The organism is Streptomyces sp. NPDC017056, from assembly GCF_044332485.1.
Classification (GTDB): domain Bacteria; phylum Actinomycetota; class Actinomycetes; order Streptomycetales; family Streptomycetaceae; genus Streptomyces.
This window is the reverse complement of the sequence record NZ_JBIRPD010000004.1, coordinates 438,042-452,467: the sequence shown is the minus strand read 5'-3', so window position 1 is coordinate 452,467 and position 14,426 is coordinate 438,042. Positions and strand designations below refer to the sequence as shown.

At 71.7% G+C, this 14,426-nt stretch carries 9 protein-coding genes; 6 read left to right on the top strand and 3 right to left on the bottom strand.

Annotated elements, in window-relative coordinates; genetic code table 11:
• The first annotated feature begins 170 nt into the window (after positions 1 to 170).
• From ACH4OW_RS10460 to ACH4OW_RS10450, 3 genes are all read left to right on the top strand, one after another.
• Positions 171 to 1,439 carry an ATP-grasp domain-containing protein gene (locus ACH4OW_RS10460; protein ID WP_398026557.1) on the top strand — a complete coding sequence of 423 codons (1,269 nt, stop codon included), beginning with the start codon at positions 171 to 173 and terminating at the stop codon, positions 1,437 to 1,439.
• A 41-nt stretch (positions 1,440 to 1,480) separates the two neighbouring features.
• On the top strand, positions 1,481 to 2,692 hold the full coding sequence (locus ACH4OW_RS10455; RefSeq protein WP_398026555.1) for an MDR family MFS transporter: 1,212 nt from the start codon (positions 1,481 to 1,483) through the stop codon (positions 2,690 to 2,692).
• A gap of 134 nt (positions 2,693 to 2,826) precedes the next feature.
• The gene (locus tag ACH4OW_RS10450) at positions 2,827 to 3,471 is read left to right on the top strand and encodes a hypothetical protein (protein ID WP_398026553.1); all 645 of its coding nucleotides are present in this window, start codon (positions 2,827 to 2,829) and stop codon (positions 3,469 to 3,471) included.
• Here ACH4OW_RS10450 and ACH4OW_RS10445 read toward each other — a convergent pair.
• From ACH4OW_RS10445 to ACH4OW_RS10435, 3 genes are read right to left on the bottom strand one after another with little or no spacing between them, the layout of a single operon-like run.
• Positions 3,414 to 4,775: an MFS transporter gene (locus ACH4OW_RS10445; protein ID WP_398026551.1), complete on the bottom strand. Its 1,362-nt coding sequence runs from the start codon at positions 4,773 to 4,775 to the stop codon at positions 3,414 to 3,416. The genes ACH4OW_RS10450 and ACH4OW_RS10445 overlap by 58 nt on opposite strands.
• Positions 4,772 to 6,784, bottom strand: a complete 2,013-nt coding sequence (locus ACH4OW_RS10440) for a PEP/pyruvate-binding domain-containing protein (RefSeq protein WP_398026549.1) — start codon at positions 6,782 to 6,784, stop codon at positions 4,772 to 4,774. The genes ACH4OW_RS10445 and ACH4OW_RS10440 overlap by 4 nt, the downstream gene beginning before the upstream one ends.
• On the bottom strand, positions 6,781 to 8,280 hold the full coding sequence (locus tag ACH4OW_RS10435; protein ID WP_398026547.1) for an acetyl-CoA carboxylase biotin carboxylase subunit family protein: 1,500 nt from the start codon (positions 8,278 to 8,280) through the stop codon (positions 6,781 to 6,783). The genes ACH4OW_RS10440 and ACH4OW_RS10435 overlap by 4 nt, the downstream gene beginning before the upstream one ends.
• Before the next feature lie 377 nt (positions 8,281 to 8,657).
• Between ACH4OW_RS10435 and ACH4OW_RS10430 the strand changes: the two genes are divergently transcribed.
• The 3 genes from ACH4OW_RS10430 (at position 8,658) to ACH4OW_RS10420 (ending at position 14,413) form a co-directional block, all read left to right on the top strand.
• A complete protein-coding gene (locus ACH4OW_RS10430) occupies positions 8,658 to 9,956 on the top strand; it encodes a PAS domain S-box protein (RefSeq protein WP_398026545.1) in 1,299 nt (432 codons plus the stop codon).
• Between the two features lie 215 nt (positions 9,957 to 10,171).
• Positions 10,172 to 11,737: a sigma-70 family RNA polymerase sigma factor gene (locus ACH4OW_RS10425; protein ID WP_398026543.1), complete on the top strand. Its 1,566-nt coding sequence runs from the start codon at positions 10,172 to 10,174 to the stop codon at positions 11,735 to 11,737.
• Positions 11,738 to 11,986: 249 nt separating this feature from the next.
• Positions 11,987 to 14,413: a non-reducing end alpha-L-arabinofuranosidase family hydrolase gene (locus ACH4OW_RS10420; protein ID WP_398026541.1), complete on the top strand. Its 2,427-nt coding sequence runs from the start codon at positions 11,987 to 11,989 to the stop codon at positions 14,411 to 14,413.
• Positions 14,414 to 14,426 lie beyond the last annotated feature (13 nt).

Here is a 14,426-nt window from a genome sequence, read left to right as displayed (position 1 = left end):
ACACCCTGCCTGACCTGGCCGGTCGTACCGGGGTGTGGCGGACCGTCAAACGGTTCTGCAAGCGAGCGTCAACGCCGGCGGGACAGCCTGGCGGGGGCCGTTCCGGGCCGGCCGCCGCCACACCCCCCCCACGAGCCCGGTCCACGTAGCCCCGCACCTCCGGAGACACCATGCCGCAGCGCCAGAAAATCGTCCTCGTCGGTCAGCTGACCCTGTTCCCGTGGGTGTTCGAGGCCGCCGAACGGGCCGGTATCGACCTGGTGCTCGTCCCCCGCGGAGACGACACGGTGGAGAACGCGCGGCGCGCCAAGGCCGTGACCGAGGTGCTGCCGCTGGACATCGACGGAGACCCGGCGGCGGCCCTCGCCGCGCTCGTGGCCCGCTACCGGCAGGAGCCCTTCGACGGGATCATGGCGGGCAACGAGAAGGTCGTACCCTTCGTCGCGCACGCCGCGCGGACCCTCGGCCTCCCCGGCATCTCCGAGGACGCGGCGGCCGTGGTGCGCGACAAGCGCAGCATGCGGCGGCTGCTGCGGGACGCGGGCCTGCACACCCCGGGCTTCGTGGAACTGGACCGCCCCGATCGCTGGACGGACGCGCTGCCGCTGCGCTTCCCGGTGGTGGTCAAGCCGGCGAACGGCTACTCCAGCCTCGGCGTGATCCGCGTCGACGACAAGGACAGCCTGGAAGAGGCGGTCGGCAACACCTGGAAGCTGGTCGAGGCCAACCTCCGGCAGGCGGGCGAGCCCGCCGGTGAGGCCGGCGTCCTCGTCGAGGAGTACCTGGACGGCCCGGAGGTCTCCGCCGAGTCCCTGGTGCACGGCGGCCGCGTACGGGTCTGCGCCGTCAGCTGGAAGGGCGAGCTGACCGGCCCCTACTTCGAGGAATCCACCCTCCGGGCCCCCGCCCAACTGCCCGCCGAAATCCTCGCGGCCATCGAGGAGGAGGTGATCGGCGCCCACCACGCCTTCGGCATCACCGAGGGAACCACGCACACCGAACTGCGGCTGGTCGGCGGCATACGACCGGTGCTGCTGGAGATGGGCGCGCGCATCGGCGGCGGGGGCGCCATGCACTACGTCACCCACGCCAGCAGCGGAATCGACCTGGCGGCCGAAGCGCTGCGCATCCACCTCGGCCGGGACCCGGAATGCTGGAGCCGAGAGCCGGAACCGGCCGGCCACAGCGCGTTCTACCTGGTACCGGTCGGCTCCGGCGGACGCCTCGTCCGGGTACGCGGCCTGGAGGAGATCGAAGCCGACCCGCGGGTGGACTACGTGATACGGTCCGCCGCGCCCGGAACCCTCCTCCGCCCCTACCCGGACTGGACCGGATACCCGGCGCTGGTGCTCTCCCACCACGAGTCGGACGCCGCCGCCGTGGAGTTCCGCGACCACCTCGCCCGCACGCTGCGCGCCGAGTACGAGGAGCAGAGCTGAGCACCGGCGACACCGCGCGGCGTACCGCGGACAGGCGTCTCGTGAAGGCGCTCAGGAACTCCCTGGGCGGGCTGCCACGCCCGTACTGGTGGCTGTGGGGCGGCACGCTCGTCACCTCCGCCGGCGGCTTCGTGGTGCCGTTCCTGACGATCTACCTGCACGGCGTGCGGGGCTACTCCGTGGCCTTCACCGGGCTGACGCTCACCCTGTTCGGAGTCGGCAGCGGCATCGCCTCCCTGCTCGGCGGGGTGCTCGCGGACCGCTTCGGCCGCCGGGCGGTCCTGCTCGCCGCCGAAGCCCTGTCCGTCATCGGCATGCTGGGACTCGGTACGGCACACACCAAGCCCCTGGTGCTGGCGGGCACGCTGGTGGTCGGCGTGGGCCTCAACGCGACCCGCCCCGCCCGGGCAGCCGCCATCGCCGAACTGGTGGCCCCGGAGGACCGCCCGCGCGCCTACTCCCTGCTCTACTGGGCCACCAACCTGGGCTTCTCCGTCGCCGCCGTGACCGCGGGAGCGGCCGCCGAGCACGGCTTCCTGATCCTCTTCGTGGGCAACGCGCTGGCCAACCTGATCGCCGGCGTCATCGTCTACCGCTGCGTCCCGGAGACCCGGAAGACGAAGCCCGCACCCGCACCCGGCCCCGACCCCACCACCCCCACCCCGGCCGGAATCGTCTACCGCGACCGGCCCTTCCTGGTACTGCTCACCTCGGTACTGCTCCTGGGCACCCTCTTCCAGCAGCCGATGGTCGCACTGCCGCTGACCATGACGGCCAACCACCTCTCCCCGGCCGACTACGGCACGGCCATGATGATGAACGGCCTGGTCATCGCGGTCTTCCAACTGCCGCTGACCCGGCTGGCCGGGCGGCTGAGGCCCGAACACGCACTGGCAGCGGCCACCGTCCTCACCGGCCTGGGTCTGGGCCTCACCGCCGCCGTCGACTCCGTACCGGGGTACGCGGGAACCGTGGTGCTGTGGAGCCTGGGAGAGATCGTCGTCTGGCCGACCTGCATGACACTGGTCGCCACCCTCGCGCCGCCCCATCAACAAGGCGCCTACCAGGGCTGGTTCCTCTCCGTATGGAGCGTCTCCGTAACCCTCGCCCCCTTGCTCAGCTCCCAACTGATCGGCGCGTCCGGCGGTACCTCCATCGTCTGGACCACCTGCCTGGCCCTGTCCCTCCTCGCCGCCACCGTCCACCTCCTACTGGCCCGCCTACGCCGTCCGACCGACATCGCGCTGCCGTAGACGGGCGGGGCGATCACCGTCCTTGGTGGCGAGTGGCGTGTGCGGTTCAGGGGTATGGCGGGAAGCAGCGATGGTCACGCACCTGACGTGGAGCGCGTCTGTGCGGCGCGTCGAAGAGAGAGGCGCCGAACGCCATGCAGACAACCTCCTTCCGTGGCTTCTTCCGTACCGGTCTCGTGGCGTCGGCCGCCGCGGTGGCGTCGGTCGTGCTGGGTACCGCGGCGAGTGCGGCCGTGCCGGCGGACGTGCCGCACGGCGTTCCGGCCGGGGCGCGGACACCTTCGGCGCGCGGCTGTGCCGTCGTCTACTTCGACTTGGGCGAGACCCTGGTGCACACGGCCGCGGACTCCGGCATCAGCTACCTGCCGGGTGCGGCCGCGTACCTGCGCGCGTTGCGGGAGCGGCACATCAAGGTCGGGCTGATCACCAACGTGCCGTCCTCGTGGGGCAAGACGGACGCCGAGCGCGCCGCCGCCCTGAAGAAGGAGGTCGACGGCGCGTGGAAGGGGCCCGCCCCGTTCGCCTGGGCGGACTTCGGCGACCGGATTCTCACCCCGCGCACCGAGGCGGAGCGTAAGCCGGCGCCCGTCCTCTGGAAGCGTGCCAAGGCCGCGGCGCACGGCTGCCGCCTCGTCTACGAGGGGGAGACCGCCAAGGAGACGTACGTGGCGGCCTCGCTCGGTTACGTGGCCTATCAGGTCGGACGGCCGTACCGCCCCGCCTACTTCCCGGCCCGAGTGGTCGAGTGGCTGGCGTACGGCTCCGGCCGGCGCGCCTGAACCGTTGCGTGTGCGCCTGCGTCCACACCGCGCCGCGTCCGCATGCTCCGCAGGACCAGTTGGAAGGCGCCGAGCAGTACCGCGGTCGCCAGGGCGCTGTGCCAGAGCAGGGCGTCCAGGTGGCCTGCGGAGAGGTAGGCGCCCACGGCGACGGCCGCCAGCGCGCACACCGCGCGGTCCACGATCGACTCGACCGACAGCAGCGTCGCCCGTGGGGCGCCGGCGGGTACGGCATCGTTGACCAGCTTGCGCTGGACCGGATAGGCGAAGCCGGCCGCGGCGGCGAACACACAGAGCAGGGCGACGACCGCCCAGGGCCCGCCGAAGGTGATGCCCGCCAGGGTGCCCGCGAGGACGAGGCTGAGGACGGAGACCCAGGCCACCGGCGTCAGGCGGCGGCCCAGCCACTGGGGGCGTGCCGAGCCCACGGCCTCCGCCACCGTCATGGCGGCGAGCACCCCGCCGTGCGCGGACTCGCCGATGCCGTGGTCGAGCAGGATCGGCTGGAAGAGGTTGACCTGGCAGATCCTCGACAGGGTGAACACCGCCACGCCCTGCACCATGACCAGCGCCAGCCACGGCGAGGAGACGACGCAGCGCAGCGCCGCCTTCGCGTCGCCCAGCGAGGTGCCGCGCCCGCCCCGTGGCGCCCGGGGCTTTCCGGCCCGGCCCGGCGAGGCCGTACCGCGAGCCCGCGGTGCCGTCCGGGGCAGGGCGATGACGCAGATCAGGGAGCCCGCCGCGCTCAGGGCGCTCAGGAGGTACGGGGCCGGATGGACGAGGACCATCAGCGGCCCGACCAGGGGCCAGCACAGGATCTTCGCGGCGAGTCCGAGGGCCCGGGCGGTCCCCTCCGCCTTGAGGTAGTGCTCCTCGCACCGCTCGGCGCGCAGCCCGTCGTACAGGTAGGCGCTGGCCGCGCCCGAGGTGAGGGAGCGGCCGGCGGCGATGGCGAGGAAGTGGACGAGGAATCCGGAGTACGAGGAACTGACCACCGGGGCGAGGTTCGCGGCCGTCATCACGACGGCGCCGGCCCGCAGGCAGTTGCGGGTGCCGATCCGGTCGGCGATCAGCCCGGTCGGTATCTCGAAGAGGCAGAAGGCCACGTAGTAGATGCTCTGGATACCGAAGATCTGCCCGTCGGAGAGGCCGGCGTCCTTCTGGTAGGCGTAGAACACCGGCATCCACCACAGCAGGTTGAACAGCAGCTGGAAGCCGTAGTTGAGCCGGATGATACGGCGGGCGGTGCCGGTCAGGGGCGTGGCCGCGGGCCGCGCCGCGGAGCGCGGGAGACGGGGGCTCACAGCGCGTAGGGGCGGATCTGGACCAGGCGGAAGTCGCCCTGGTCGGTCAGCAGCCACTCGATGTCCAGGGGGTCGTCCACCTCGGGGGCGCTGAAGTGGGACTGCAGCAGCCGGCCGGTCAGGGACAGGTCGGCGAGCCGGGCCCGGGTGGTGGCGGGCAGGCCCTCGCTCCAGGAACCGAGGGCGACGGTGCGCCCGCCGCCCTCGACGGTGTTGTAGAGGTACTGCTGCGGAAGTACCTCGCCCTCGACGACCTGTTCGGGTGAGCCCGGCGAACAGTTGAGGTAGACGTTGCGGAAGTCCTCGCGCCGGGTGGGGTCGCAGGTCACCAGGACGCCGCCGAGCGCGGCGGGGACGTACTCCTGGACGATCACGCCCATGTAGGTGTCGTCCAGGGATATGCCCACCTGGTGGCGCAGCCGCACACTGCGCGGCGAGAGCAGGGAGGCCCACACCTGCCGTACGGCGTCGAGGAGTTCGCCGGTGCCGCGGACGGTGGTGACGGAGTCGTAGACCCCCGCCGCGGAGAAGCCCGGCAGGTCCTCGGCATTGGAGGAGGAGCGCACCACGAGGCGGCCGCCCGCGGCGAGCGGGGCGGGGAAGGCCCGGGTGATCTCCCCGGTGACGGAGTCGGGCATCGCGGTGTGCCGGATCAGGTGCTGGATCTGCAGGCAGAGCGGGTCGAGCACGTCGGTGGCGTCGAGTTCGAGCGCCATCTTCAGCTTGCCGATGCCCTGCTGGAGCGCGGGGGAGGAGGTGAGGAAGCGGTGCAGGAGGGAGAACGGCAGGGCCACACCCTCGGGGGCCGCGACGGTGCCGGCCACGAAGGAGGCCGCGGCCGCGCGGAGTTCGGCGGCGGAGGGCGCGACCAGGCCGAGCCGGGCCGCGAGGTGCCCATACAGGTTCTTACGGGGCGGGCGGGGGCGGCCGTAGAACGCGGTGAGGTCGGCCGTGCGGCTGTCGAGCACGTGGTGCAGCTCGCCGAGGTTGGCCGCCTTGGTGCCGTAGCGGTCCCGGTCGGCGCTGCGCAGCCGGTGCAGGGAGAGCACGGGCGCGTCCTCCAGGAGCGGTGGTTCCAGGCGGATGCGCTGCTGGTGCCAGGCCGGGGCCCGCAGTTCGGGGGCCTGCTCCAGCCGCTCCAGGGTGATCTCGTCCTCGCTGACCCGGTAGCGGACCCAGGCCCCGTCCAAACCGTCCTTCCGGACGAGCTGTTCCAGGTCGCGGACGATCGCGTTGGGGATGCCCCACCCGGAGGCGAGGACGTTGGTGTGGGACAGCGGGGTGATGGGCGCGGTGTTGACGAACCCGGCCACCCGCTGCACACCGTCCGGCAGGCAGGGCATGGCGACGATGTCCGACCAGCCGAGCCCGCCGGCCGCCGCCTCGTACTCCGCCAGATTCGTGAAGCAGCGCAGCCGGCCGGTGGCTTCCCCGGTGTTGAGCGGCACGCGGACCCGCGAGCCGAAGAGTTCGTGGCCGAGGATGCGCGGCACGCGCTGCTCGCTGACCGAGGCCAGTGCCTCCTCCTGGCCGTGGTTGGCGGGCTTGAGCAGGAGCGGCAGCCTGCCGTCCACGCGCTCCCGTACGAAGGTGTAGAAGAACTCCAGCAACTCCCCGTGCATCGTGTCGGCCTCGGTCGTCTCCAGCACGAGGAAGGTGCGCTCGCGGCCCTCCCGGTCCTCGTCGGTGTGCAGGGACAGCACCCCGAGCAGGAAGCGGCGCCCGGGGTCCATGTAGACGGACGCGTTGAACTCGTCCAAACGTGCGTCGAGTTCGTCGAGGTCCATGCCGAGGACGCGGGTGGCGATGTAGTTCACGTGGAACGGGTGAGCGGCCGTGTCGAGCAGGTGCCAGGTGCCCTCGGCACGGTCGACGACGACCTTCAGGTACGGGTGGCCTGCCAGGACCCCGGACAGCGTACGGAACAGCGGCAGCGAGAGGTTCTCACCGACGACCGTGCGGTCGGCCGCGGGATCCGCGACGCTGACGGGGAGCGGAGCGGCGGTCATACGGCGACTCCCTCGGACGGCACGGCCGGCCGGACGCGCGGGCGGGCGGGGGACACCGATGCCGTCGGTGCGGTCACGTGCCGGGGCCGGCCGGCCGGAGACCCGTACCGCGGCGCGGTGGATACGGCGGATCCGGACCGCGGCGCGGCGGGCGGCAGCACCTCGGGCAGCGCGTCCACCAGAGCCGTGAAGTCGCGCAGCACGGTGCGCGCGTCGGCGGCGGAAAGCAGGCACAGGGCCGCCATCGTGTTGGCACCGCCGGCGGGGTCGTAGACCGGCACGGTGCTGCCGTCGGGCAGGGAACTCTCCGGCACCACCGAGAGCCTGCTGCCCTCGCTTAGCGCGACGGCCTCCCGCACCACGGGGAAGTCCCACAGCCTGCGGTCCCGCCAGGCCGCGCCGCGGCCGTCCACCGCGAGGACGACGAGGGAACCCGCGGCGCCCCGCGCCTCCTCCGGGCCGAGGGCCCGCTCGGGCCAGGCGACCGGACGGCCCAGAAGATGGTCCACGAGCATGCCGACGACATCGAGCCCGAACACCTCCTCGATCTGCGGGACGGTCATCGCGCCGCCGAACCGGGCGGCCGTCTCGATCAGCCACATGCGCCCGTCGGCACCGAGCTTGATCTCGGTGTGGGTGCCGCAGTCGCGCAGGCCCAGGGCGTCCACGGCCTCCCGGGCGAGGGCGACGACGCGGTCCTGGAGGCCGGCGGGAAGCAGCGCCGGGGTGATGCCGGCGCGCTCGGTGAACGGCTCCACCGTCGGCATCCGGCCGCTGACGCAGACCGGCCGGAAGACGCCGCCGGTCACCACGCCCTCGACGCTGACGTAGTCGCCCCAGCCGGGCTCGTCGAACCAGCCCGCGGTGTCGCCGGCCACGATCTCCTCGACCACGAAGTGACCCGCCGCCTCGGCCACATGGAGTTCGGCGAAGCCCAGCCGGGCGGACCGGTCCATGGTCTCGCGCGAGCGCTGCCAGGCGGCGTCGGCCTCCTGCGGGGAGGCGATGATCTGGTGGGCGGTGGAGCCCGCGCTCCAGGCCGCCTTGAGCAGCAGGGGAGCGGTCAGGGTGGCGACGGCCTCGTGCAGGTCCGCCTGGGTGGCGACGGGGCGGAACGCGGGCTGCGGCAGGCCGTGCCGGTGCCAGGTGTGCCGCATCATCCGCTTGTCGCGGGCGAGCGCGGCGGCGTCTCCCGCCCCGGCGAGACCGAGCGCCTCACACGCCTCGGCGACGGCCACGACCGCGTACTCGGAGAAGGTGAGAACCGCGTCGGCGCCGACGGCTTCGGCCCGCGCCACGATCAACGAGACCAGGTCGGCCCGCTCCGCGTCGGCGGGCAGCACGACCGAGGCGCACAGCCGCTCCGCGGACGCGGCGACCGACGGCGGAAGCGCGCTGAGCGCCAGCAGGTGCACGTCCGCTCGCGCGGCTGCCCTGGACAGGACATGACCGAGCGGCGGACCGCCCTTGGCGTGCACCAACAGCACCGTGCTCACAGAAATTCGTCTCCCATCACTTGTCACTTGCCTGTTCGCTCGTCCGCCCGGGGCGTCGGGCCGTGGCCGGGACACGGTGACGCAACCCGCGTAGAACACGTCGGGTAACCGGCGACACACACAAGGGAATCAGAAGGCGGGTGCCGGAAGTGCCGCCGGAGGCGGGCGCCAATCAGGCAAATGCCAAAGTCGTGGACATCGTTGGAGTGCGGGCGAAGGTGGTGGATCACCTATGGCGTCACCTGTGGCACGCCGCCCCGGCGGCGCGCTCACGCTTCGCAGTCGGCCGATAACGGAGCATGGCCGGACCTCGCACGGGATAGGCATCGCCATGTCACTTCCCGCCGCCCGGCGGGGACATGGACGGAAAGGCCGTCGTGGACGATCCCGGTCTCAGAGCACTGCTGGAGCACCTCCCCGTGTCCTGGTGGGAGGCCGACGAGCAGGGGCGCGTCAAGGAGCGGGGCGGCGGGGCCTTCGCCGACCTGCCCACCGCGCAGCGCTTCTTGGACCATGCGCGCCAAGAACTGTCCGCTACGTCCGCTACGGGAGACGCCCTCCAAGACAGCCACGCCCTGGTCCAATTCGACGGCCGGACCTTCAACGTGAGACGGCCCCAGGACGGAAGCCGGGGCTGGACGCGCGGGTTCGCGATGGAGACCGGCGCGCAGCCCGCGGGCAACCGGCCGTACGCCGCTTTCGCGGACTTCGCCGACTTCGCGCCGGCCGCGGCCTTCCTCCGCGACCGCGACGGCCGTTACTTATGGGCCAACCACGCCTACGCGCACCTCTACGGCACCACACCGGAGCGGGTCGTCGGCAGCCGCATCGAAGACCTCGACACCCCGTCCGACGCCGACCGGTTCCGGGCCCTGGACCAAGAAATCCTCCGCCGCGGCAAGCCGGTCCGCCACCATCTGCGCTACCACCGTTCGGACGGCAGCACAGGACAGGCGGCCGGTCACCGCTTCCCGGTCCGGGAGAACGGCCGGACCTGTGTCGCCGGGATCTACGTCGACATCACCGACCACGTCCGGGCGACGAGCCAGCGCCAGGAGGCCGAGGAGAAGCTGCGCGCGCTGCGGGACTACAGCGGTCTGCCCTGCGCGCTGCTCTCGGTCGGCGGCCGTATAGAACAGGCGGGTACGGCCGCCGCCGAACTGTTCCGGACACGCCTGTCCGACCTCGTCGGCCGCCGTGCGCACACCCTGCTCGCCGCCACCCCCGACCTACGCGCCCTGCGCCGCGCCTGGGAGGGGCTGATCACCCGCCGCATCAGGCGGGCGGAGACCTCCGCCGTCCTCCTGGACGCCGAGGGGCGCCAGCGCCGTGCGCAGCTCCACCTGTCCACGGTGAGCGGGCCCGTCGGCCGCGTCGCGCACGTGTGGGCCGTCGTCACCGACCAGAGCATCGCCCACGAGACGCACCCGCCGCTCACCGCCGCGCAGATCCGCATACTGTCCCTCCTCGCCGGCGGCAGCACCAACGGCGAGATCGCCACCTCGCTGAAACTCTCCCGCCAGGCGGTCGACTACCACCTCAGCCGGCTCCGCGACCTGCTGGACGCCGAGACCAGACCCGCCCTCGTCGCCCGCGCCTACGTCCTCGGCATCCTCGCCCCCCGAGCCTGGCCACCCCGCCCGGCCGCGACCCGCGACCCGGCCGGCTCACGCTGAGCTGAGCGGACCGGGGCTTGCGCCGGAGGCTCTGCTGAACTCCGGCGTGGCAGACGCCCGGTGGGTGGGGCGTGTGCCCGCGGTACGAGCCCTGCGAGTCGGCGCGGGCCGCTCGTCCCCCCAAGGCGCAGGCTTTGGCCGCATGCCTTTGCCGACGCTAAGGTATGCCGCCGTACTCGGCGGATCGCTTCCTTGCAGAAGGTGGGATGGGGCTCATGGACGCGGGCCACGTGGAGCTGGTGGTCGCGGCGCAGGCCGGTGACGACCGGGCGCGCGAGAAGTTGATCACCACGTACCTGCCGCTGCTCTACAACATCGTCGGGCGGGCGCTGAGCGGACATGCCGATGTGGACGACGTCGTCCAGGAGACCCTGCTGCGCGTGGTGCGCGACCTGCCCGACCTGCGTGCCCCGGAAAGTTTCCGGTCCTGGCTGGTGTCGATCGCGCTTCGCCAGGTCAATACCCACTGGCACCGGCAACGCACTCTCGCCGACCGGACCACGGTCATCGACGAGGCACTCCGGACACCGCACGTCGGCGCCGCGCCCGAAGACATGACGATCCTGCGGCTGCACATGTCGGACGAGCGCCGGCAGGTGGTCGAAGCCGCCCGGTGGCTCGACCCGGACCACCGGGTGCTGCTGTCGCTGTGGTGGCAGGAATGCGCCGGTTTGCTGAGCCGTCAGGACATCGCCGACGCGATGGGGCTCAGTGCCGCCCACGCCGGAGTACGTTTGCAGCGCATGCGCGAGCAACTGGAACTGAGCCGGACGATCGTCGCCGCGCTGGAGGCGGACCCGCGCTGTCCGCAGCTGAACGAGACCGTCGCCGGCTGGGACGGTCTCCGTGCATCGGTGTGGCGCAAGCGGATCGCGCGGCACACCCGTGACTGTCCGGTCTGCACGACGACAGAACGGGTTCCGGCCGAACTGCTGCTTCTCAACATCGCTCCGCTGGCCGTCCCGGCCGCACTCCTCGCCGCGCTGGCCGCCAAGGGGCTGTTGTCGGGTACGGCTGCCGCGGGCGCCGCCGGGCTGGCCGCGGCACACGTCAGCGTCGGCACGGCGGCGGGGGGAAGCGGTCTGCACGGCTCGCTGCTCGGCAAACTGCACGTGGTGACCGCTCATCCGGTGGTGAGCCTCGCCACCGGCGCGGTGCTCATAGCCGGGACCGCCACCTACGCGGCCTGGCCCGAACCGGCCCCCCGGGCGCCTGCCGTCATCTCCGCTCCCACGGCCGGCACCCCCACGCCGACCCCGTCGCGCGCCCCCACGCCGACCCCTTCGCGCACCACCGCGTCGCCCAAACCGTCCCCGGCGAGTCCGTCCGCCGTCGCAGGAACGATTCCGCTGGGCGCGCAGTCGCTGGAGTCCGTGGACCAACCCGGCCTGTTCGTCACGTATGCCGGCGACTTCGCGACGCTCGGCGGCCGAGTCTCCGCGCCCGGCGGCGCGCAGGCACCGCAACGCGTCACCTTCACGGTCGTCGGGGGACTGGCCGACACACGGTGCGTCACGCTCCGCGCCGCGGACGGCCGGTACCTTCGCCATCAGTACCTGCGGCTACGGCTGAGCACCAACGACGGCAGCCAACTGTTCCGTGAAGACGCCACCTTCTGCCCGCGGCCCGGGACGGTCGCCGGGTCGGTGACCCTGCACGCGCACAACTATCCCGGATCGGTCCTCCGCCACCGCGACGGTGGCATCTGGCTCGATGGCTCCGACGGCACGCGGGCCTTCGCCGGCCAGGCTTCCTTCATCACACGCGGGGCCCGGGCCTGAGCACCGTCCCTTGAAGGCCGACCGGCCGGACCGCCACGGGGACGACCGGACCACGGGGCCCGGCATAACGCTTTCTGCCTGCGAGATGCATCACTGGGCAATTGTCCGGGCGGCGCGACTTTTCCGTTACGGGGCCACGGGTTCGAAAGCCTCCACTTCAGGGGTGACCTTCCCGCCGCTCGCCATGGCGTGCCGGCGTGGCAGGTCTCCCGCATCCCGTTGACGTATCCCCTGAAGAAAGCGGCTTCCATGACGCGACACACCCACGAACCCCGGGAGACCGGTGGACAGGAACGGCCCCACGCCTCGCACCGGCTCCGCCGACGCCGCCGGACACTGATGGCAGGACTGTCGGCCGCGGCGGTGCTGGGCGGAGTCGTGACGCTCCTCCCCAACTCCGCCGGAGCCGCCGCGTCGAGTACGCAGGCGGCCCCCTCGGGGAGGTACTTCGGTACGGCCGTGGCTGCCGGAAGGCTCGGCGACCCGGCGTACTCCACGATTCTCGACCGGGAGTTCAACATGATCACCCCGGAGAACGAGATGAAGTGGGACGCCACCGAGCCCTCCCGCGGCACCTTCACCTTCGGCCAGGCCGACCGGATCGTCGGCCACGCCACCGCGCACAGGCAGCGGATACGCGGCCACGCCCTGGTCTGGTACCAACAGCTGCCCGGCTGGGTGAAGTCCATCACCGACGCCAACACCATGCGCAGCGCGATGAAGAACCACATCACCACCGAGATGAACCACTTCAAGGGCAAGGTCTACGCCTGGGACGTGGTCAACGAAGCCTTCGCCGACGGCTCCTCCCAGCACCGCAGTTCGAAGTTCCAGGACCTGCTGGGCGACGGCCACATCGAGGAAGCGTTCCGCATCGCCCGTGCGGCCGACTCCTCGGTCAAGCTCTGCTACAACGACTACAACATCGAGAACTGGTCGGACGCCAAGACCCAGGGCGTCTACCGCATGGTCAAGGACTTCAAGTCCCGCGGCGTGCCCATCGACTGCGTCGGGTTCCAGAGCCACTTCCAGGCGGGCGGCCCGCCGGCGAGCTTCAGGACCACCTTGGCCGCCTTCGCCGCCCTGGGCGTCGACGTCCAGATCACCGAACTGGACATCGCCCAGGCACCACCCGTCCACTACGCGAACACGGTGAAAGCCTGCCTGGCCGTGGCCCGGTGTACCGGCATCACGGTGTGGGGCATCCGTGACAGCGACTCCTGGCGCCGTGACGAGCGCCCGCTGCTGTTCGACGACAACGGCAGGCCGAAGCCCGCGTACACCGCCGTCATGGACGCTCTCCATTCCGGCTCCGGTACGCCCCCGGCCAAGCCGGCCGGCGGTACCGGGGAGATCAAGGGCGTGGCCTCCGGCCGCTGTATCGACATTCCCGACTCCGCCACCGACTCCGCCACCGCCAACGGCACCCCGGCGCAACTGTGGGACTGCAGCGGACGGACCAACCAGCGCTGGACCTACACCGCCGCGAAGCAGCTGAAGGTCTACGACAACAAGTGTCTGGACGCCAAGGACAAGGGCGCCACCAACGGCACCTCGTTGGTCGTCTGGGACTGCAACGGCGGCGCCAACCAGCAGTGGAACATCAACACCAACGGCACGATCACCGGCGTGCAGTCCGGGCTGTGCCTCGACGCCGTCGGCGCGGCCACCGCGAACGGCACCAAGATCCAGTTGTACGCCTGCGCGTCCGTCGCCAACCAGAAGTGGAGCGCCCCGTCGGGGACGACGGCGGGCAGCGGCGCGTGTGCTCTTCCCTCGACGTACCAGTGGAAGTCGACGGGTGCCCTCGCACAGCCCTCGAACGGGTGGGCCGCGGTGAAGGACTTCACCAGCGTGGTGCACAACGGCAAGCACCTGGTCTACGCGTCGAGCGCGTCCGGAAACTCGTACGGCTCGATGGCCTTCCGCCCCTTCACGAACTGGTCGGACATGGCGTCGGCCGGCCAGACGGGCATGCGAGAGGGCGCGGTGGCGCCCACCCTGTTCTACTTCGCGCCCAAGAGGGTCTGGGTGCTGGCGTCCCAGTGGGGTGCGTGGCCCTTCAGCTACCGCACGTCGAGCGACCCCACCGACCCGAACGGCTGGTCCGCGCCCCGGCCGCTGTTCACCGGCAGCATCCCCCGCACCGTTTCCCCCACCGGCCCGATCGACCAGACCCTGATCGCCGACGGCCAGAACATGTACCTCTTCTTCGCCGGTGACAACGGCAAGATCTACCGGGCGAGCATGCCGCTCGGGAACTTCCCGGGCAACTTCGGCTCCTCGTACACGACGGTCATGAGCGACACGCCGGACAAGCTGTTCGAGGCGCCGCAGGTCTACAAGGTCCAGGGCCAAAACCAGTACCTCATGATCGTCGAGGCGAAGGGCGCGCACCAGAGGCGCTACTTCCGCTCGTTCACGGCCTCCAGCCTCAGCGGTACGTGGACCCCGCAGGCCACCGGCGAGAACAACCCCTTCGCGGGCAAGGCCAACAGCGGCGCCACCTGGACCGACGACATCAGCCACGGTGACCTGGTCCGCAACAACCCCGACCAGACCATGACCATCGACCCCTGCAACCTGCAGTTCCTCTACCAAGGCAAGTCCCCCGCGGCGGGCGGCGACTACGACCGACTCCCGTACCGGCCGGGTGTCCTCACCCTGCAGCGCTGACCTGCCCGATCCA